General features: G+C 65.7%; 15 protein-coding genes and 4 tRNA genes. 2 read left to right on the top strand and 17 right to left on the bottom strand.

Features of this window, described 5'->3' with window-relative positions; translation table 11 throughout:
• Positions 1-25: 25 nt before the first annotated feature.
• From G7007_RS18550 to leuC, 9 genes are all read right to left on the bottom strand, one after another.
• Positions 26-658, bottom strand: a complete 633-nt coding sequence (locus tag G7007_RS18550; RefSeq protein ID WP_181104110.1) for a phosphoribosylanthranilate isomerase — start codon at positions 656-658, stop codon at positions 26-28.
• Between the two features lie 49 nt (positions 659-707).
• Positions 708-1571: a tRNA pseudouridine(38-40) synthase TruA gene (gene truA / locus G7007_RS18545; protein ID WP_375139505.1), complete on the bottom strand. Its 864-nt coding sequence runs from the start codon at positions 1569-1571 to the stop codon at positions 708-710.
• Between the two features lie 121 nt (positions 1572-1692).
• Complete coding sequence (locus tag G7007_RS18540) at positions 1693-4341, bottom strand: FimV/HubP family polar landmark protein (RefSeq protein WP_181104106.1); 2649 nt, start codon at positions 4339-4341, stop codon at positions 1693-1695.
• A 74-nt stretch (positions 4342-4415) separates the two neighbouring features.
• Positions 4416-5420 (bottom strand): aspartate-semialdehyde dehydrogenase, encoded by a 1005-nt coding sequence (locus G7007_RS18535; RefSeq protein WP_181104104.1) that lies wholly within the window; start codon positions 5418-5420, stop codon positions 4416-4418.
• A 393-nt stretch (positions 5421-5813) separates the two neighbouring features.
• Positions 5814-6926: an aspartate-semialdehyde dehydrogenase gene (gene asd / locus G7007_RS18530; RefSeq protein WP_181104103.1), complete on the bottom strand. Its 1113-nt coding sequence runs from the start codon at positions 6924-6926 to the stop codon at positions 5814-5816.
• Positions 6927-6991: 65 nt separating this feature from the next.
• Positions 6992-8074 (bottom strand): 3-isopropylmalate dehydrogenase, encoded by a 1083-nt coding sequence (gene leuB, locus G7007_RS18525; protein WP_181104101.1) that lies wholly within the window; start codon positions 8072-8074, stop codon positions 6992-6994.
• 54 nt (positions 8075-8128) lie between these two features.
• Positions 8129-8890, bottom strand: coding sequence for a class I SAM-dependent methyltransferase (locus G7007_RS18520; RefSeq protein WP_181104099.1), 762 nt, complete (start codon positions 8888-8890; stop codon positions 8129-8131).
• Between the two features lie 162 nt (positions 8891-9052).
• Positions 9053-9694 (bottom strand): 3-isopropylmalate dehydratase small subunit, encoded by a 642-nt coding sequence (leuD, locus tag G7007_RS18515; RefSeq protein WP_181104097.1) that lies wholly within the window; start codon positions 9692-9694, stop codon positions 9053-9055.
• Positions 9691-11124 (bottom strand): 3-isopropylmalate dehydratase large subunit, encoded by a 1434-nt coding sequence (gene leuC, locus G7007_RS18510; protein ID WP_181104095.1) that lies wholly within the window; start codon positions 11122-11124, stop codon positions 9691-9693. The genes leuD and leuC overlap by 4 nt, the downstream gene beginning before the upstream one ends.
• A 129-nt stretch (positions 11125-11253) precedes the next feature.
• Between leuC and G7007_RS18505 the strand changes: the two genes are divergently transcribed.
• Positions 11254-12132: a LysR family transcriptional regulator gene (locus tag G7007_RS18505; RefSeq protein WP_181104093.1), complete on the top strand. Its 879-nt coding sequence runs from the start codon at positions 11254-11256 to the stop codon at positions 12130-12132.
• Between the two features lie 59 nt (positions 12133-12191).
• Positions 12192-15101 carry an EAL domain-containing protein gene (locus G7007_RS18500; RefSeq protein WP_181104091.1) on the top strand — a complete coding sequence of 970 codons (2910 nt, stop codon included), beginning with the start codon at positions 12192-12194 and terminating at the stop codon, positions 15099-15101.
• A gap of 129 nt (positions 15102-15230) precedes the next feature.
• Here G7007_RS18500 and G7007_RS18495 read toward each other — a convergent pair whose 3' ends face one another.
• From G7007_RS18495 to gltX, 8 genes are all read right to left on the bottom strand, one after another.
• Complete coding sequence (locus G7007_RS18495) at positions 15231-15674, bottom strand: Hsp20 family protein (protein ID WP_060394484.1); 444 nt, start codon at positions 15672-15674, stop codon at positions 15231-15233.
• A 119-nt stretch (positions 15675-15793) separates the two neighbouring features.
• Positions 15794-16765 carry a tRNA dihydrouridine synthase gene (locus tag G7007_RS18490; protein WP_181104089.1) on the bottom strand — a complete coding sequence of 324 codons (972 nt, stop codon included), beginning with the start codon at positions 16763-16765 and terminating at the stop codon, positions 15794-15796.
• Positions 16766-16991: 226 nt separating this feature from the next.
• Positions 16992-17435 (bottom strand): acyl-CoA thioesterase, encoded by a 444-nt coding sequence (locus tag G7007_RS18485; RefSeq protein WP_181104087.1) that lies wholly within the window; start codon positions 17433-17435, stop codon positions 16992-16994.
• 174 nt (positions 17436-17609) lie between these two features.
• Positions 17610-17685 (bottom strand) — tRNA-Glu (locus tag G7007_RS18480).
• Between the two features lie 45 nt (positions 17686-17730).
• Positions 17731-17806: transfer RNA gene (locus tag G7007_RS18475), tRNA-Ala, on the bottom strand.
• Between the two features lie 52 nt (positions 17807-17858).
• Positions 17859-17934 (bottom strand) — tRNA-Glu (locus tag G7007_RS18470).
• Positions 17935-18011: 77 nt separating this feature from the next.
• Positions 18012-18087 (bottom strand) — tRNA-Ala (locus G7007_RS18465).
• 326 nt (positions 18088-18413) lie between these two features.
• Entirely contained in the window at positions 18414-19895 is a 1482-nt protein-coding gene (gene gltX / locus G7007_RS18460) for a glutamate--tRNA ligase (RefSeq protein WP_181104085.1), read from the bottom strand.
• Between the last annotated feature and the right edge of the window lie 442 nt (positions 19896-20337).

The raw sequence follows: 20337 nt of genomic DNA, 5'->3' as shown, positions 1-20337 counted from the left end.
ATGGACGATGCCGCCCGGCGTGCCGTCACATCGCCGCCGAAGCCGCCCGTACCGCGGCCATGAACGCCTGGATCCGGGCGGCATCCTTGACCCCCTTGCGCAGCTCCACCCCGCCACTGACGTCCACGCCATAGGGACGCACCTGGGCGATGGCCTGACCGACGTTGTCGGCGCTCAACCCTCCGGCCAGGATCACCGGTTTGCTCAGCCGTGCGGGAATCAGCGACCAGTCGAAGGTCTCACCCGTGCCGCCGGGCACACCGGCCACATAAGCGTCGAGCAGAAGACCGCGGGCCCCTGCGTACTGTTGGCAGGCCGCTTCGAGGTCGTCGCCAGGGCGCACTCGCAGTGCCTTGATCCAGGGTCGATGGTGCCCGGCGCAGGCCTCGGGCGTCTCGTTGCCGTGAAACTGCAGCAGGTCCAACGGCACGGCGTCGAGGATGTCCTGCAGCTCGCAGCGCGATGCATCGACGAACAGGCCGACGCTGGTGACGAACGGCGGCAAGGCCGCGAGGATCTCGCGCGCCTGCGCCACGCTCACGGCGCGCGGGCTCTTGGCATAGAACACCAGGCCGATGGCATCGGCACCCGCCTCGACGGCGGCCAATGCATCTTCGACCTGGGTGATACCGCAGATCTTGCTGCGAACGATAGTCACGAACGGGGCCCTTCGTCAGCGGATAAGGCACCGGATGTTAGCAAAAGCCTCATCCAACGTCAGCCGACAAGGCCTCGTAGCCGGTTAGAAAGTGAGGCCCGATGTAACGGCGCGGCAGCTGGAACTCGTCGGGATACTCCACCTGCACCAGGTAGAGGCCATGGGGATGCGCCGTGACGCCGCCTTCGCGCCGGTTGCGGCTCTCGAGCACGTCGCGAGCCCAGGCCGCAGGCCGTTCCCCCGCGCCGATGGTCATGAGCACGCCGGCGATGTTGCGGACCATGTGGTGCAGGAAGGCCGTGGCGCGCACGTCCAGCACGATCATCTGGCCATGACGGGTGACGCGCAGGTGGTGCATGTGCTTGATCGGCGACTTGGCTTGGCACTGGCTGGCGCGAAAGGCACTGAAGTCGTGGGTGCCGAGCAGGTGGGTCGCGCCTTCGGCCATGGCCGCCACGTCCAGCGGACGGTGGTTCCAGGTCACCTCCTGGGCCAGGTGCGCCGGGCGGATCGGGTCGTTGTAGATCACGTAGCGGTAGCGTCGGGCGACTGCCTTGAAGCGCGCGTGGAAGTGGGCCGGCATCTGCCGCGCCCAGGTCACGCTGATATCGGGCGGCAGGTTGAAATTGGTGCCCAGGGTCCAGGCACGCTCGTCGCGCACGGCCTGGGTGTCGAAGTGCACGACCTGACCGCAGGCGTGCACGCCGGCATCGGTACGCCCGGCACAGAGCACGCTGATCGGCGAGTCGGCCACCTTGGACAGCGCCTGCTCCAGCGCCTGCTGGACGCTCGGCACGCCACTGGCCTGACGCTGCCAGCCCCGGTAGCGAGCGCCCTTGTACTCCACGCCCAGGGCGATACGGAAATGGCCTTCGGCCGCCGATTCGGCCGCGACGGTGTCGATGATATCCAAGAGCAAGACCTGTGGGTTCTACGAAAAGCGGGAAGTATAGCGAGACCGGGCCACGAATGAACCGGTCCGAGTGAGGGTGCGGCGGTGCCGGCGCAGGGCGTCGCCGGCAACGCCGGCGGACCTAGGCCAGGCGCGAGAGCAACTCACTGGCCTCCAGACGCTGCCCTTCGTCGCCATCCTTGACGACTTCGTCGAGGATGTCGCGGGCGCCCTGTGGGTCGCCCATGTCGACGTAGGCGCGGGCCAGGTCGAGCTTGGTCGCCACCTCGTCGGCGCCCGAGAAGAAGTCGAAGTCCAGGTCGTCGACCGGCTCGGGTTCGGGCTCGGGCGCGACCGCCGCGACGCTCGGCGTGCCGGCCGCTGGCGTGTCGAAGCTGTCCGAGAGCTTGTCCAGCTCGGCATTGACGTCGTCCAGTTCGCTGGCGAAGCTGCGCGCGGCGGGCGAGTCATCGTCCAGTGCCAGCGAGAGGTCGAAATCATCGCCCAGGTCGGGTTCGGCGACCGGTGCGGCACGTTCGTCGCCACGGGTGCCGTCCGCCGCGGGGACGGCGTCGGCGCGGGACGGCTCGTCCAGTCCTGCCGTGCCCATGTCCAGGTCGAACGCATCACCTGCCGCTTGCGCCTGGGCCTGGGCCTGGGCCAGCATGGCTTCGAAGTCGTCGTCGGCGTCGTTCTGTTCGGCCAGGTCCGAGGACGCCTCGACCGGCGTCATGGCTGCGGCAGGCTCGAGCACGGGCGGCTCGGCATAGCCGGCCACGGGCAGGTCGGCGTTGACCTTCAGGTCGGCTGCCGCGCCCAGCACCTCGTCCGGCACCTCGGCCAGCGGATCGTCTTCAGGCACAGGCGTCGGCTCGCGAGCAGCGCTCGGCGTCGAGGGTTCACGGGGTGGCGTATCGTCCATCAGCGCCTGCACGTACTGCTCGTCTCGCGCCGTCGCCAGTGCGGCGGCGCCCAGGCCTGCGGCAACCATGCCGAGCATCGCCGGGAAGCGCTGCTTGAGCGTGTCGACGTCGGTCTGGTTCTGATGGGTGGCAGGCAATTGCCGTTCCTGACTGACGAAACCGTCCCGGTCGCCCTGGCGCCCGTAGACTTCCATCAGCTTGAGGCGCAGGTCGTTACGGGCCGGATGCGCGGCCACGCCTGCCTCCAGCAGCTCTGCCGCATCGTTCAGTCGCCCGTCGGCGATCTTCAACTCGGCCTCCATCAGTACCCGATCGGCCGCCTGCGCCTCGGCCTGCTCGCGCGATTGCGCTTGCTCGGCCGGCATGGCAGCGGCGGCGGAGGCTGCCACCACCGCCGGCGACAGGGTGTGCGGGCTATCGAGTTCGTCGAAGCTGCCCGGTGGCAGGTCGAGCTCCGGGTCGGTCTGTTCTTCAGCCAACGCACGCGCCATGCGCAGGTGCTTTTCGGCCTCCTGCTGGGCCCTGCGCTTGCGCAGGATGAGCAGCACCAGCAGCAACAGCACCAACAGGAGGGAGCCGGCGATGACGGCCAGCAACCAAGGGTTGCCCAGCAGCGTATCGAGCGGGTCGCGGGCAGGTGGCACGGCCTCGGCCGGCGTGGCCTCAGGCAGCGTCCCGGCGGCCGCAGGCGCCGGCTGGATGACCGGCTCGCTCGCCGTGGCAGGCGGAGTGACCACCGGGGGCTGGGTCTGCGTGGCGGCCGTGACGGGCGCCGTACCGAGGGTTTCGGCCGGCGCTTCGCCTGGCAAGGCGGGCGCCGTAGCCGGCGTCGTGGCACCGACGGCGACCGCGGGTGTCGGCACGCCGGCCTGCTGCGACAGGCGCGCGAGCTGGTCGTTCTTGAGCTCGATCAACCGTTGCAGCTTGTCCAGCTGGCTTTCCAGGTCCGCCATGCGGCTCTTGAGTTCTTCGTTGTCTCGACGGCTAGTGTCGAGGCTTTCTTGGGCCACGGCCAGTTGATCGTTGAGCGCACGCGCATCGTTGGCGGCGGCCGCCGACTCGGGCGACACCAGGCGCAGGTTGTCTGCCTGGGCCACCTGCGAAGGCGCGGCACCGGCGCTGGTACGCCGGGTGGCATCCAGCTGCCGGGCACGCGGCCCCAGACGCCGGCCTTCACGCCAGGCGGCGTACTGCTCGGCCACTTCGGCTTCGGCCTCACGTTGCGGGATGCTCTGGATCTGCTGCGCGTCCGGCAGGCGCAAGACCTGCCCGACCTTGAGCTGGTTGATGTTGTTGCCGATGAAGGCGCCCGGGTTGAGCGCCTGAATCGCCAGCATGGTCTGCTGCACGGAGCCGCCCTGGGCGTTGCGCGCGGCGATCTGCCAGAGGGTGTCACGGCGCTGACTGGTGTAGGTACCGGCTGCGGTCACGGCAGGCTGCACACCTGGCGTGGCGCGCGCGGGCGGTGCCTGAGGGCGATCCAGGGCGATGTCGTAGTCGCGCAGCAGGCGACCCTGCGGCCACAGGACCTGCACCAGGAACTTGACCACCGGCGCCGGCAACGCCGTGCTCGAGGTCACGCGCAGCACGCTGCGGCCATTAGGCACGATCACCGGCGTGAAGGTCAGGTCTTCGAGGTAGGCTGGCATGGGGAGACCGGCACGGCTGAACTCTTCGGGACCGGCCAGGCTCGACCTGAGGTCGGCCGCCGTCAGGCCTTGCACGTCGCGCAACTCGATCTCGGCATCCAGGGGCTGACCCTGACCGGACCTGAGCGTCAGGTCGCCCAGTTCCAGGGCGTTGACCACGCCAGAGGAGAACGCGGTAGCGGCGGCAATGGCCAGCACCATCTTGCGGATTCGAAGCATGACCCCTTCCCTATCGATGAATCGTCCCGGCGAGCCCGTGATGGAACAAGGACATAAGTGCTGGCAAGTATCTTTTACAGCTGGTCTTTTATCAACAAGCGCGCTATCTGCACCGCGTTGAGCGCCGCGCCCTTGCGCAGGTTGTCGGTGGTCAGCCAGAGGTTGAGCTGCTCGGCATCGTCGATCCCGTGGCGCACTCGTCCAACATAGACCACATCCTGGCCCACTGCATCGCCGACCGGTGTCGGGTAGTCGTCGCCCTCCACGCGCTCGAGGCTCTCGCCGGCGTCCAGGGCCGCATTGACCGCCGCCAGATCGACCGGGCGCCGGCTCTGTACGGTGACGCTGTAGCTGTCGCCGAAGAACACCGGGACCTGGATGCAGGTGACACCGACCTTGAGCGTGGGCGCCTCCAGCACGGCACGCAGCTCATCGACCAGCCGACGCTCCAGCAGGCCATGGCCCTGGTCATCGTTCGGGCCGACCTGGGCCAGCAGGTTGAAGGCCATCTGCCGGTCGAAGAAACGCGGCTCGAGCGGTCGGGCATTGAGCAGTTCGGCGGTCTGCCGGGCCAGTTCGGTGACGGCTTCGCGCCCCTGGGCGGAGACGGCCAGGCAGGCGGTCAGCTGAAGGCGCTCGATGTCCAGCAGCTCGCGCAGCGGTGCCAACGCCACGGCCAGACTGATCGTCGCCGCGCTGGGGCTGGCGACCACGGCAGGCCAGGGCATCTGGGCAAGCTGCGCGCCGTTGACTTCCGGCACCACCACCGGCGCCTGCTCGAGGCCACCGGACAGGTCGATGACCGAGCACTGCGCCGCCAGGGCTTTGTCGGCCAGGCGGCGACTGACCGCCGGGCCCGCGGCGAAGAAGGCCAGCCGAACCTGGGTGAAATCGAAGTTCTCCACCTCGCGCACGCGCACGTTCCGGCCCCGGAAGGCGACGCTGCTGCCGGCGGACTCGAGGCTGGCCAGCAGGTGCAGCTCACCGACCGGGAAGTCGAGCTCTTCGAGCAGCTGCACGAGGGTTTCACCCACCGAGCCGGTGGCACCGATGACGGCGATGTCGAAAGCGTGGGGCATGGGGGAAGTCCTCCGGATGAGCAAGGGGCGGCACTTTACGCCGATTGCGTCGGGGAGGCCATGGGCCCGGGCGGCAGGGGGCCGAGAGGTGGGAAGGTAAATGTCTCGTGGGCAAGCCCGCTCCAACCCGTAGCCCCTCGGCCTGACAGGAAAACACGATTTCTGTAGGAAGCCGCGCGCCGCCTTGGCGCCGCGCTATCGCGCAGAGAACATGGCGATAGTCGGCAGGATCCAAGGCTTTATTGCTGACCGATTTTAGGGCCGCTTCGCGGCCCATCGCGGCACGGGGGTGATCCTACAGGGGATTGCGTTTGCTTCCACCGACGCTCATGAAAAAGCCCGCCCCTGCAGGACAGGGGCGGGCCAGGTTCACGCGTCAGGCAGCCGACGCGCTCAACGCTCCAGCAGGATGCGCAGCATGCGACGCAACGGTTCGGCAGCGCCCCACAGCAGCTGGTCGCCGACGGTGAAGGCGCCCAGGTACTGGGAGCCCATGTTCAGCTTGCGCAAACGGCCCACCGGCACGTTCAGGGTGCCGGTCACCTGGGTCGGGCTCAGCTCCTGCATGCTGATCTCGCGGTGGTTGGGCACCAGTTTCACCCAAGGGTTGTGCTGGCTGATCATGCCTTCGATGTCGGCCAGTGGCACGTCCTTGTTCAGCTTGATGGTCAGCGCCTGGCTGTGGCAGCGCATGGCGCCGATGCGCACGCAGATGCCATCGACCGGGATCGGATTCTTGAAGCGGCCGAGGATCTTGTTGGTCTCGGCCTGGGCCTTCCATTCTTCGCGACTCTGGCCGTTGGGCAGTTCCTTGTCGATCCACGGGATCAGGCTGCCCGACAGCGGCACGCCGAAGTGCTCGGTGGGGAACGCCTCGCCGCGCATGCTCTCGGCGACCTGGCGGTCGATGTCGAGGATGGCGCTGGCCGGGTTGGCCAGGTCATCGGCCACGGCCGCATGGGTGGCGCCCATCTGGCGGATCAGCTCGCGCATGTTCTGCGCACCGGCACCGGAGGCGGCCTGGTAGGTCATGGCGCTCATCCACTCCACCAGCCCGGCCTCGAACAGCCCGCCCAGGCCCATCAGCATCAGGCTGACGGTGCAGTTGCCACCGATGTAGTTGCGCGTGCCGGCGTCGAGCTGCTGGTCGATGACCCGGCGGTTGACCGGGTCCAGCACGATCACGGCGTCATCCTGCATGCGCAGGCTGGAGGCCGCGTCGATCCAGTAGCCTTTCCAGCCGGCTTCACGCAGCTTGGGGAAGACTTCGCTGGTGTAGTCGCCGCCCTGGCAGGTCAGGATGACATCGAGGGTCTTGAGCTCGTCGATGCTGTAGGCGTCCTTCAGCGGGGCAATGTCCTTGCCCACCGCCGGGCCTTGGCCCCCGACGTTCGAGGTGGTGAAGAAGACCGGCTCGATCAGGTCGAAGTCCTTCTCCTCCAGCATCCTCTGCATGAGCACGGAACCGACCATGCCGCGCCAACCGATCAGACCTACACGTTTCATCGCAACTACACCTTTGCTAAAAGTGGGCCGCTACCCGATGGATAAACGATAGCGGGCCAGAGAGATTACAGATTCCGCAGGGCCGCGACTACTGCGTCGCCCATTTCCTGCGTGCCGACCTTGTTGCAGCCGTTCGACCAGATGTCGCCGGTGCGCAGGCCCTGGTCCAGCACACGGCTCACGGCCTGCTCGATGGCATCGGCGGCGGTGTGCCGGTTGAAGCTGTAGCGCAGCATCATGGATACCGAGAGGATGGTCGCCAAGGGGTTGGCGATGCCCTGCCCGGCAATGTCCGGTGCCGAACCGTGGCACGGCTCGTACATGCCCTTGTTGTCGGCATCCAGCGAGGCCGACGGCAGCATGCCGATCGAACCGGTCAGCATCGAGGCTTCGTCGGACAGGATGTCGCCGAACAGGTTGTCGGTCACCACCACGTCGAACTGTTTCGGCGCACGCACCAGCTGCATCGCCGCGTTGTCGACGTACATGTGGCTCAGTTCCACGTCCGGATAGTCCTTGGCCACCTCTTCGACCACTTCGCGCCACAATTGGCTGGAGGCCAGCACGTTGGCCTTGTCCACCGAGCAGAGCTTCTTGCCACGCACGCGGGCCATGTCGAAGCCGACGCGGGCGATGCGGCGGATCTCGCTCTCGCTGTAGGGCAAGGTGTCGTAGGCCTGGCGCTCGCCGCCGTCCAGCTCACGGGTGCCACGGGGTGCGCCGAAGTAGATGCCACCGGTCAATTCACGAACGATGAGGATGTCCAGACCGGCGACGATCTCGGGCTTGAGCGACGAGGCGTCGGCCAGTTGCGGGTAGAGGATGGCCGGACGCAGGTTGGCGAACAGGCCCAGCTGCGAACGGATCTTCAGCAGGCCGCGCTCGGGGCGGATGTCGCGTTCGATACGGTCCCACTTCGGCCCACCCACGGCGCCCAGCAGCACGGCATCGGCACGGCGAGCGCGCTCGAGCGTCTCGTCGGCCAGCGGCACGCCATGCTTGTCGATGGCCGCGCCGCCGATCACGTCATGCTCCAGGGTCAGGTCGAGCTGGAACTTGTCGTTGGCCAGCTCCAGCACCTTGACCGCTTCGGCCATGATTTCCGGACCGATGCCGTCACCCGGGAGAATCAGAATCTGCTTGCTCATGCTTTCCTCATATCCAATCAAGCGGCGCGGCCAGATCGGCCCGCCGAAACGAATTCAACGCTCGGCCCACAGGACCAGCACGTCGGTGCTGAACGAACCTTCGTGGTCGATCTGGTAATACTGCCGTACTTCTTCGCCCATGGCGTGCTGCACGTCGCGGATGGCCACGCGCATCGCTTCGGGCGTGCGCATGCGCTCGACCCAGGAAGTGAACTCCAGGTGCAGCCGCTGGCGCGCATGGCTGCGTACCTGCAGGCCGGCCTCGCAGGCCTGGCCGATCCACTCCGCCGCCGTGTAGTCGCGTACGTGACTGGTGTCACGCAGCACCTCGACGCACTGCAGATAGGTGTCGAGCAACGGGCTGCCCGGCGACATCACGTCGATGAAGGCCGCCACGCCACCAGGCTTCAAGACGCGGCGCACCTCTCTAAGCGCCAGTCCCAGGTCACTCCAGTGGTGCGCGGAGTAACGACTGAAGACGAAGTCGAACGTGCCGTCCTCGAACGGCAGACGCTCGGCCGGCCCCTGGACGGTAGTCACGTTGCCCAACCCGCGTTCGGCCGCGGCACCGGCGACCACCGCCAGCATGGCCGGGGACAGGTCGTAGGCCACCACCTCGCCCACCAGAGGCGCAACCTGAAAGCTCACGTGCCCTGCCCCACAGCCCAGGTCCAGTACCCGCGCACTGCCCTGCCCGCTGACCGCCTCGCGCAGCAGCGCGAACTCGCTGCCTTGCGCATGCACGGCGCTGCTCAGGTAGGCGGTGGCCTGCTCGCCGAACTGGCGTTGCACGACCTCGGTATGGTGTTCGGTCATCGGAGTCTCCTTGGGACGGGGTGGCGCTGCAAGCTGCAAGCTGCAAGCTGCAAGCTGCAAGCTGCAAGTCAGAGCGTCAGCGCCGCCTTAACGTCCGGCCAACACCTGACCCACCGCACTACCGTCCGCTTGCAGCTTGTCACTTACCGCCTGAAGCTCTCTTCACCCCCGAAACAGCCAGGGCTGGCTGGCACGGTGGCGCTGCTCGAAGGCGGCGATCGCGTCGCTGTCCTGCAGCGTCAGGCCGATGTCGTCCAGGCCGTTGAGCAGGCAGTGCTTGCGGAAGGCGTCGATCTCGAAGGTCAGGACCTTGCCATCGGGGCGCGTCACGGCCTGGGCCTGCAGGTCGATGGTGAGCTGGTAGCCGGGCATGGCCTCGACCTGCCTGAACAGTTCGTCGATCTCCTCATCCGGCAGGATGATCGGCAACAGGCCGTTCTTGAAGCTGTTGTTGAAGAAGATGTCGGCGAAGCTCGGCGCGATGATGCTGCGGAACCCGTACTCGTCCAAGGCCCACGGTGCATGCTCGCGGCTCGAGCCACAGCCGAAGTTCTCGCGGGCCAGCAGGACGCTGGCGCCCTGGTAACGGTCGTGGTTGAGCACGAACTCGGTGTTCAACGGACGCTTGCTGTTGTCCTGGTAAGGCTGGCCCACGTCCAGATAACGCCACTCGTCGAACAGGTTGGGGCCGAAGCCGGTGCGCTTGATCGACTTCAAGAACTGCTTGGGAATGATCTGGTCGGTGTCGACGTTGGCGCGATCGAGCGGTGCGACCAGGCCGGTGTGCTGGGTGAAGGCTTTCATGCTGCGCTCCCTTGGATCAACTCGCGGACATCGATGAAGTGACCGGCGACCGCGGCGGCGGCGGCCATGGCCGGGCTGACCAGGTGGGTGCGTCCACCGGCGCCTTGGCGGCCTTCGAAGTTGCGGTTGGAGGTGGACGCGCAGTGCTCGCCACTCTCCAGCCGGTCCGGATTCATCGCCAGGCACATCGAGCAGCCTGGTTCACGCCATTCGAAGCCGGCGGCGAGGAAGATCTGGTCCAGGCCTTCGCGTTCGGCCTGGGCCTTCACCAGGCCCGAGCCTGGCACCACGATCGCCTGCTTGACGCTGGCCGCGACCTTGCGACCCTTGGCGATCTCGGCGGCGGCGCGCAGGTCTTCGATCCGCGAGTTGGTGCACGAGCCGATGAACACGCGGTCCAGGCGAATGTCGGTGATCGCCTGGTTGGCCGACAGGCCCATGTACTTCAAGGCGCGCTCGATCGAGCCCCGCTTGACCAGGTCTGGTTCGGCGGCCGGGTCGGGCACGCGCTGGTCGACGGCCAGCACCATTTCCGGCGACGTGCCCCAGCTGACCTGTGGCTTGATGTCCTCGGCGCGAAACTCGACCACGGTGTCGAACACCGCGTCGTCGTCCGAGACCAAGTCCTGCCAGGCCGCGACCGCCTGCGCCCACTGCGCGTCGGTCGGCGCATAGGGGCGCCCCTTGACGTAGTCGATGGTGGTCTGGTCGGTGGCCACCAGGCCGACGCGTGCGCCGGCTTCGATGGACATGTTGCAGAGGGTCATGCGGCCTTCCATCGACAGCGCGCGAATGGCGCTGCCAGCGAACTCCATGGCATGCCCGTTGCCGCCGGCGGTGCCGATCTTGCCGATCACGGCCAGGACGATGTCCTTGGCGGTGACGCCCTGGGGCAAGGTGCCCTCTACCTTGACCAACATGTTCTTCATCTTTTTGGCGACCAGGCACTGGGTGGCGAGCACGTGCTCGACCTCCGAGGTCCCGATGCCATGGGCCAGGGCGCCGAACGCGCCGTGGGTCGAGGTGTGCGAGTCGCCGCAGACCACGGTCATGCCAGGCAGGGTCGCGCCCTGCTCCGGGCTGATGACGTGCACGATGCCCTGACGTACGTCGTTCATCTTGAACTCGACGATGCCGTACTCGTCGCAATTCTCATCGAGGGTCTTGACCTGAAGGCGCGAGACCTGGTCGGCGATGGCGTCGATGCCGCCCTTGCGTTCAGGGGTGGTCGGGACGTTGTGGTCCGGCGTGGCGATGTTGGCGTCGATGCGCCATGGCTTGCGCTGCGCCAGGCGCAGCCCTTCGAACGCCTGGGGCGAGGTGACTTCATGAATGATGTGGCGGTCGATGTAGATCAGCGACGACCCATCGTCACGCTGCTTCACTTCGTGCGCGTCCCAGAGTTTGTCGTAAAGCGTTCTGCCGGCCATGGAGCGTTTCCTCATCAGCGACTTTCTGTGCCAAAGACCACTTGGCTTGTACGGATGAATGCTATGGGGTTAGATTGAATAACTCAAATTCATAATTTTCATGCTTTGGATAACCTTAAGGAATCCAAGATGGACCTCGCGACCTTGGGCGCCTTCATTGCAATCGCCGAGACCGGCAGCTTTTCCGGCGCAGCGCAGCGGCTGTTCCTGACCCAGCCGGCGATCAGCAAGCGAGTCGCCAACCTCGAGCAGCAGCTCGACACACGCCTGTTCGATCGCCTGGGTCGCGAGGTCACGCTCACCGAGGCCGGACGTGCCTTGCTGCCGCGCGCCTACCAGATCCTCAATGTGCTGGACGATACACGGCGTGCCCTGACCAATCTCTCCGGCGAAGTGGGTGGGCGACTGACACTAGCGACCAGCCACCATATCGGTCTGCATCGCCTGCCGCCTGTGCTGCGCGCCTTCACCCGGCAGTACCCGCAGGTCGCACTGGACATCCAGTTTCTCGATTCGGAAGCGGCCTATGACGAAGTGCTGCACGGACGCGCCGAAATCGCCGTCATCACCCTGGCGCCTGAACCCCACGCCCTGATTCGCGCCACGCCGGTCTGGCGTGATTGGCTGGACTTCGTCGCCTCCCCCGAACATCCGCTGGCCAACGACCAGGCGGTCAGTCTGACCGACGTGGCCAGGCACCCGGCGGTGTTCCCTGGGGGCAACACGTTCACGCATCACATCGTCCATCGCCTGTTCGAGAGTCAGGGCCTGACGCCGAACATCGCCATGAGCACCAATTACCTGGAAACCATCAAGATGATGGTCTCGATCGGCCTGGCCTGGAGCGTGCTGCCGCGCACCATGCTCGACGAGCAAGTCGCCCCGATCGCCCTGCCTGGTATCGAGCTGTCGCGCCAGCTGGGCTACATTCTGCATACGGAACGAACGCTGTCGAACGCCGCCCGGGCCTTCATGGCCTTGCTCGATGCCCACGCCGCGCCTGGCTGAACAGGCTTCATTCCCGTCGTTCGCCCCAAGGACGCGTCATCGCCAAAGGTCTGGTACCGATGCCCACTTCCGCACACCGATTCCCCCGCTTGCCGCGCATCCTCGCCTCCGACCCCGAAGCCTCGGAGCAGGCCTGGCAAAACGCCCCTCAACTGCTGGCCGCGCTCAACGGCGCGCGTCTCGGCGCTTGGCTATGGGACATCCCCTCAGGTGGTGTGAGCTGGTCGCGGGGTACGCAGGCCCTGTTCGGCTTCGACCCGGGTCAGCCGCTGCCCGCCGACATCGATTACCTCGACCTGCTCCCGGCCCAGGACCGCGACCGCGCACGCCAGGCCTTCGAGGCGGTGATCGCCGGCCAGCCGTTCGGACAGGCGATGCGGCACCGTATCCGCTGGCCCGATGGCAGCCTGCACTGGCTGGAGATCAGCGGTAGCCTGATGCATGACGCCGAGGGTCGCGCGCAGATGATCGGCGTGGTCCGCGAGGTCACCCGGCAGCGTGAGCGTGAGGTTGCACTGATGCAGTCAGAGCAGCGCTTCGCCACCTTGTTCCGCCTGAGTCCCAACGTGATCCTGCTCACCCGTCGGCATGACGGGCTGATCCTGGAAGCCAACCAGAGCTTCGAGCTCTGCCTGGGCTGGCCATTGGCCGAGGCCATCGGCAAGACCACGACGGAGCTGAACCTGTGGGTCGACCCGGCGCATCGCCAGCAGATTCTCGACGCCACCCAGCATGCCGGCGGCCCGGTCACGCTGGAGGTGTCATTCCGCGACCGTAGCTGCAAGGTGCACGACGGCATCCTCAGCACGCAAGGCATCGAGATGGACGGGGTCATCCACCTGCTGACGACCTTCGTCGACCTCAGCGAACAGGTCGAGCGCGAACAGCGCCTGAGTGCCTCGGAGGCGAAGTTCGCCAGCCTGTTTCAAGTCAGCCCCGATCCCATCTGCGTGACGCGCCAGGACACCGGCCAGTTCATCGAGGTCAACCCGGCCTTCACCCAGACCTTCGGCTGGCACGTGGACCAGGTCATCGGCCGCACCGCCGAGCAACTGGGGCTCTGGGCCGAAGCGCCCGAACGGGCCCGACGCATCGAGCAGGTCATCCGCGACCAGGGTTTGAGCAACGTCGCGGTCGTGGCGCACACCGCCCAGGGCGAGCGGTTGACCTGCGTGATCGCCAGCCGCGTGATCGCCGTCGATGGCCAGGCCTGCAGCGTGACCACCTTGCGCGACATCACCCAGCAGCAACGCGCCGAGGCCGCGCTGAAGGCCAGCGAGGAGAAGTTCGCCAAGGCGTTCCACTCGAGCCCCGACGCCATCACCATCACCGAACGCGACAGCGGACGCTACCTGGAAGTCAACGAAGGGTTCTGTCGATTGACCGGCTACCGGCTCGAGGACGTGATGGGGCGCAGCGTATTCGAGCTCAGCATCTGGGCCGACGAGCAGCAACGCACCGCCCTGCTCGCCGAACTGCTCGAGCAGGGTCGCGTGCATCGACGCGAGATGCTCGGACGCCACAAGCGCGGCGATGCGCTCACGGTGGAAATGTCGGTGGAGCCGATCACCCTCAACGAAACCGACTGCCTGCTGGTCACGGCCCGCGACGTGACCCAGCTGAAGAATGCCCAGGCCCAGATTCGTCATCTGGCCTATCACGATCCGCTGACCAACCTTCCCAACCGCGCCCTGCTGATGGATCGCCTGAGTCAGCAGATCGAGGTGTTGCAACGCGATGGCTCACGCGGGGCGCTGCTGTTCCTGGATCTGGATCACTTCAAGCACATCAACGATTCCCTGGGCCATCCGGTGGGGGATGCGGTGCTCAAGGTCGTGACGGCCCGCCTGGAGGCGAGCGTCCGCGCCGGCGACACCGTGGCCCGGTTGGGCGGCGACGAATTCGTGGTCCTGCTCGGCAACCTGGCCGGCAGCCGAGAGGACGTCGAGGCGCTGGTCGGTGAGCGGGCCAGTACCCTGCGTCAACTGCTGGCCGAGCCCATGGCGCTGAACGGTCAACAGCTGCAGGTGACCCCGAGCATCGGCGTGGCGCTGATCCCCGACCATGGCACCACACCCGCCGACCTGCTCAAACGTGCCGACATCGCCCTGTACCGTGCCAAGGACGCCGGACGCAATGCCACCGAACTGTTCCATGCGAGCATGCAGACGGCCGCCAGCGAGCGCCTGCGCATGGAAAACGACCTGCGCCTGGCGGTGACGCGCAACGAACTGGCCTTGCATTTCCAACCCCAGGTCGATGCACGCGACCAGCAGATCGTCGGCGCCGAAGTCCTGCTGCGCTGGTATCACCCCGTACTGGGCCAGCAATCCCCTGCACAGTTCATCCATGTGCTGGAGGAAAGCGGGCTGATCGTCGAGGTGGGAGGCTGGATCCTCGACCAGGCCTGCCAGGCCTGCGCCGACCTGCTCGCCGACGGGCTGATCGACCCGGCGCGCTTCAGCCTGTGCGTCAACATCAGCCCACGCCAGTTCCGGCAACGTGACTTCGTCGAGCGCACCCTGCACAGTCTCGACCGGTGCGGGCTACCCCGGCGCCTGCTCAAGCTGGAAATCACCGAAGGCATCGTCATCCAGAACCTGGACGACACCATCGACAAGATGCGCGAGCTCAAAGGCCACGAGGTGGGCTTCGCCATGGACGACTTCGGCACCGGATACTCCTCGCTGACCTACCTCAAGCGTCTGCCGGTGGACACCCTGAAGATCGACCAGAGTTTCGTGCGTGACGCGTTGCTGGACACCAACGATGCCGAGATCGTCCGCGCCATCGTGGCGATGGCACGCAGCCTGCGCCTGACAGTGATTGCCGAGGGCGTGGAACTGCCTGAGCAGCTGGCGTTTCTCGAACAGCTCAACTGCCACCTGTACCAGGGTTATCTGTACAGCCGCCCCCTGCCGCTGGAGGCCTTCCGGGCACTGCTGACCCACGGGCCTGTGAGCCCCTGAGCCAGACGCCAGACACGCAGAGGCAAAAGGTAGGGAGGGCCCAACGAAAACCGGGGTCGCTAGGCGACCCCGGTATCGGTCAAGGCCATCGGGCCCGGACCGGTGCTCTCGTCACGTGACCCGACGGGCTCAGTTCAGCGCAGGCTTTTCGCCATTGATCGGGATGCGCTTGGCCTTGGCTTCTTCCGGCACCAGACGCAGCAGATCGATACTGAGCAGGCCATTGGCCAGGTCCGCGGCCTTGACCTCGATGTGGTCGGCCAGGCGGAACGACAGCTTGAAGGCACGTTGCGCGATGCCCTGGTGCAGGTAGGTGACCTCGCCATTGGCGTTGTCACGCTTGCCACCGGTCACGGTCAGCACGCCTTTTTCCACTTGCAGGTCGAGATCGGCTTCCTGGAAACCGGCCGCCGCGATCACGATGCGATAGTGGTCATCGCCATGTTTTTCCACGTTGTAGGGCGGGTAGCTGCTACCCGTCTCATTACGCGCCGCCGACTCGAACAGGTCGTTGAAACGGTCGAAACCGACGGAATGGCGGAACAGTGGAGCGAGCGAAAAAGCAGTAGTCATGATACATCTCCTGAGATTCAGCGAGTTCAGTCATCACGCGACCCGACTTCGGCATCGCGTACTGAAGAGATAAGGACCTGACCTGCCTTTTCAAGACCGAGGCACAAAAATTTTTTCGCTCAGGCGACGCACGGCTCGGTCGACACCGCAGGCAGCCCCAGCAGCGCGCTGATGCGTGCACACTCGCTCTCGCGACGCAGCTCGGCGAACAGCGCCACCGCCTCGGGGTAGTTGCGCGTCAGCATGGCCACCCACTGCTTCATGCGTCCCGGTGCGTAGCGTGGCGACAGCTTGGCCTGGGCCTGCTGCCAGAACGCCTGGAGCAACGGCACCAGCGCCTGCCAGGCCATGGGCCGATACTCGCGCCCGTCTCGCGCCGCAGCGATCTGCAAGGCCAGGTCGGGGCACGAGACCAGGCCACGGCCGAGCATGATGTCGCGTGCACCGCTCACTGCCGTGCAGCGCCGCCAGTCGTCCACGCTCCAGATCTCGCCATTGGCGAACACCGGCACGCTGACCACGTCCTGCACCTTGGCCACCCATTCCCAGTGAGCCGGCGGCTTGTAGCCCTCGACCTTGGTCCGTGCATGCACCACCAGGTGCGCCGCGCCGCCGTCGGCCAGGGCCCTGGCGCAATCCATCGCGCCGTCGGGCGTCTCGAAACCCAGGCGCATCTTGGCGGTGACCGGGATGTGCGCCGGCACGGCGCGCCGGACCTCACTGACGATCGCGTGCAACAGCTCGGGCTCCTTGAGCAGCACCGCGCCCCCACGGGACTTGTTGACGGTCTTGGCCGGGCACCCGAAGTTGAGGTCGATCACCGGCGCGCCCAGCTCACAGGCCAGCACGGCATTCTCGGCCAGGCACACCGGGTCGGACCCCAGCAACTGCACGCGCATGGGCACGCCTGCGGCCGTGCGGGCACCCTGCCGGAGCTCGGGCGCCAGCTTGTCGAACTGCGCTGGCGGCAACAGCCGGTCGCACACGCGGATGAACTCGGTGACACACCAATCGATACCGCCGGTACGGGTCAGCACGTCGCGCAGGATGTTGTCGACCAGCCCTTCCATTGGGGCCAAGGCTATTTGCATGGGGGTCTCCGGGGAAAGCGAGTGGCGAGTGGCGAGTGGCGAGTGGCGAGCTGCAAGCTGCAAGCTGCAAGCTGCAAGCTGCAAGCTGCAAGCTGCAAGCTGCAAGCTGCAAGCTGCAAGCTATGGCAGAGCTGAGCTTCTTGCGATCCACTGAATGGTATCAGGGCTGAGGCTGACGCCAGACGTCAATTCAGCGCCTCTCAACTTGCAGCTTGCAGCTTGTAGCTCACAGCTCAAGACCCCCGACCTCCATCGGCCGATAGCGCTCGAGAAACTCGCCGGGCATGCGCTTGGGCTTGCCGGTGGACAGCTCGATGCACACGAACGTGGTCTGGGCACGCAGGACGGTCACACCGTCGCTGGGGCGCTTGAGCTGGAAGCGACGCGTCATGCGCAAGCGCTGGTCCCAGTTCACGATCCAGGTAGCCAGTTGCAGCTCGTCATCCTGATGGGCCGCGGCCAGGTAGTCGATTTCGTGGCGGTGCACGGCCATCGCGCGATCCAGGCGCCGGTACTCGGCCAGGTCCAGCCCGAGCCACTGGGAGTGGCGCCAGGCGCAACGCTCCAGCCAGGTGACATAGACCGCGTTATTGGCGTGACCCAATCCATCGATGTCGTCGGCACCGACGCGCAGGTCGATGATGAATGGCGTTTGCAGATCCCAGCTCATGCCGTCTCCCGATCGTGAGGACCGCGCCAGTGTACCGGATGCAGGACCGTGCCCGCTCGCGCCGATCGGAATCCGATGGCGTCGTGTGGCGACAGAAGTGTTTGCGGCAGAAAAACAAAAGGCCCATTCAATATGCGAATGAGCCTTAAAGGTCCCGCAAAACGCGGGTAAAAATGGCGTCCCCTAGGGGACTCGAACCCCTGTTACCGCCGTGAAAGGGCGGTGTCCTAGGCCACTAGACGAAGGGGACATGAAAACCTTCGTGCAGGTCCGTTTTCACGAACCCTGGCAAAATTGGTGGAGCTAAGCGGGATCGAACCGCTGACCTCCTGCATGCCATGCAGGCGCTCTCCCAGCTGAGCTATAGCCCCAGATTTCTAGCCTCGCGGCCCAGCGTCATCGATGACGGCGCTTGTGTGAAACTGGCGTCCCCTAGGGGACTCGAACCCCTGTTACCGCCGTGAAAGGGCGGTGTCCTAGGCCACTAGACGAAGGGGACGAACCTTCTTACCTTCAAGACCCGGTTGCTGGACCCGGTCTTGCTTCCCAACCCGCAAGGGGTCATGAAGCGGAATATGGTGGAGCTAAGCGGGATCGAACCGCTGACCTCCTGCATGCCATGCAGGCGCTCTCCCAGCTGAGCTATAGCCCCACGTTGTCGCTTTGAACTCGATTCGCCTAACTGGGTGTCTGGCGTTTCGTTTCGTTCATCGCTGTGGACGGGGCGCATATTAAGATCGGATCGAACGCCTGTCAAACATATTTTTCAAAAAAGTTGAAAAAAATTTTCTGGGATAACAAACACTTACCTTTGCAGGTAAGTGGCAAGCCAGGAGCGACAAGCGGCAAGCTGGACGGTGGCGCTGATACGCTTCTGCTCATTGCTCGCAGCGCAGGGCTTGCCTGCCTGACAAAACCTGCTGCAGCCCGCGACACCCATCCGCTTTCGCTTGCCGCTTGCCGCTCACTACTCGCCACTCAACCGATAGTGACCAGCAGCTTCTCCCACTCCTTGTTCTCTTTCTTGGAAACGCCACCCAGCTGCTCCAGCGCCTGGCGCAGGCGGTAACGGGTCAGGTCGGGGCCCAGGATCTCCATGGCGTCGAGCACCGAGACCGAGCTGGACTGGCCGGTGATCGCGGCGAACATCAGCGGCATGGCATCGCGCAGCTTCAGACCGAGCGCGTCGACCACGGCCTGGATGGTCGCGGTGATGCGCTCCTTGTCCCATTGACGCAGGCTCTCGAGCTTCCACAGGATCAGTTGCATGACCTGGCGCACCTGGTCGGGCGAGAGCTTCTTGTGCGCGAACAGCGCGGTGTCGAGCTTCAGCGCGCCTTCGAAGAAGAAGCCGGCCAGGGGCACGATCTGGCTGAAGGTCTCGACGCGGCCCTGCACGTGCGGCGCGATGCTCATCAGGTAGTCGGGGTTGAACGCCCAATCACGCACGCGCTGGGCGAACGCTTCGACGGGCAGGTCACGCAGCCACTGGCCGTTGAGCCAGGAGAGCTTCTCGATGTCGAAGATCGGGCCGCCCAGCGAGACGCGCGACAGGTCGAAATGCTCGACCATCTCGTCCAGCGAGAACTTCTCGCGCTCATCGGGCATCGACCAGCCCATGCGCCCCAGGTAGTTGAGCATCGCCTCGGGCATGAAGCCCATGCGCTCGTAGAAGGTCACGGACGTAGGGTTCTTGCGCTTGGACAGCTTGCTCTTGTCCGGATTGCGCAGCAGCGGCATGTAGCACAGCTTGGGCTGCTCCCAGCCGAAGTACTCGTACAGCTTGATCAGCTTGGGCGCCGACGGCAGCCACTCCTCACCACGCAGGACGTGGGTGATGCCCATCAGGTGATCGTCGACCACGTTGGCCAGGAAGTAGGTCGGCAGGCCATCGGTCTTCATCAGCACCTGCATGTCCATGCGGTCCCACGGGATCTCGACGTCGCCACGCAGCATGTCCGGCACGACGCAGACGCCTTCGCTCGGCACCTTCATGCGGATCACGTGCGGCTCGCCCGCTGCCAGACGGCGCTGGACCTCCTCCGGATCGAGCTTCAGGGCACGACCGTCGTAGCGGGGCGTTTCGCCGCGGGCGGTCTGCTCGGCACGCATCTGGTCGAGTTCTTCGGCGGTGCAGAAGCAGTAGAAGGCGTGACCGGCCTCGACCAGTTCCTTGGCGTACTTGGCGTAGATCTCGCTACGCTCGCTCTGCCGGTACGGGCCATGGGGGCCGCCGACGTCAGGCCCTTCGTTCCACTCGATGCCCAGCCAGCGCAGGGCGTCGAAGATCTGCTGCTCCGACTCGCGCGTCGAGCGCAACTGATCGGTGTCCTCGATGCGCAGGATGAACTCGCCGCCATGTTGCTTGGCGAAGCAATAGTTGAACAGGGCGATGTAGGCGGTGCCTACGTGGGGATCGCCAGTGGGCGACGGCGCGATACGCGTGCGGACGGTGGTCATTGGACTCTCGGGCTGGACTGAAACAAACCCCGATGGTAGCAGGGAGCGGGTATCGGGCTCCAGCCGTGGCATGCAGGTGCCTGGCCCTTCCCCGCTACCTGGGGACTGTGCTGGCTTGCAAGTGCGGGCTTGCCGCCGAGGTCGGCAGTGACTGGGCAGGCCCTAGCGCTGGCAAGCCAGCTCCCACAAGTACCTGTTTCAAGCAGATAGCAGTGTGATTGTTCAGCCTTTATGGGAGCAACTGTCTCTTCATACTCGGTACATGTCCGACCGCATGGGCTGATGTGTGGGCCCTGCGGGCCCAATCGCGGCACTGGGGCCGCTCCTTGTATCTCGACTTTTGCCTCCTTGCAGGCCAAAGTTCTCGACTGATCATCGAGGGAAGGCCATGAAGCAGAGCCGCTCCTAGGGCATCGAGCCCGCATTGTAGATATGCTCGGGC

It is taken from the genome of Pseudomonas entomophila (assembly GCF_013523125.1).
In the GTDB taxonomy this organism is placed as follows: Bacteria; Pseudomonadota; Gammaproteobacteria; order Pseudomonadales; family Pseudomonadaceae; genus Aquipseudomonas; species Aquipseudomonas entomophila_B.
Note: the sequence above shows the minus strand (reverse complement) of the source record. Positions and strands in the feature narration are given on the sequence as shown.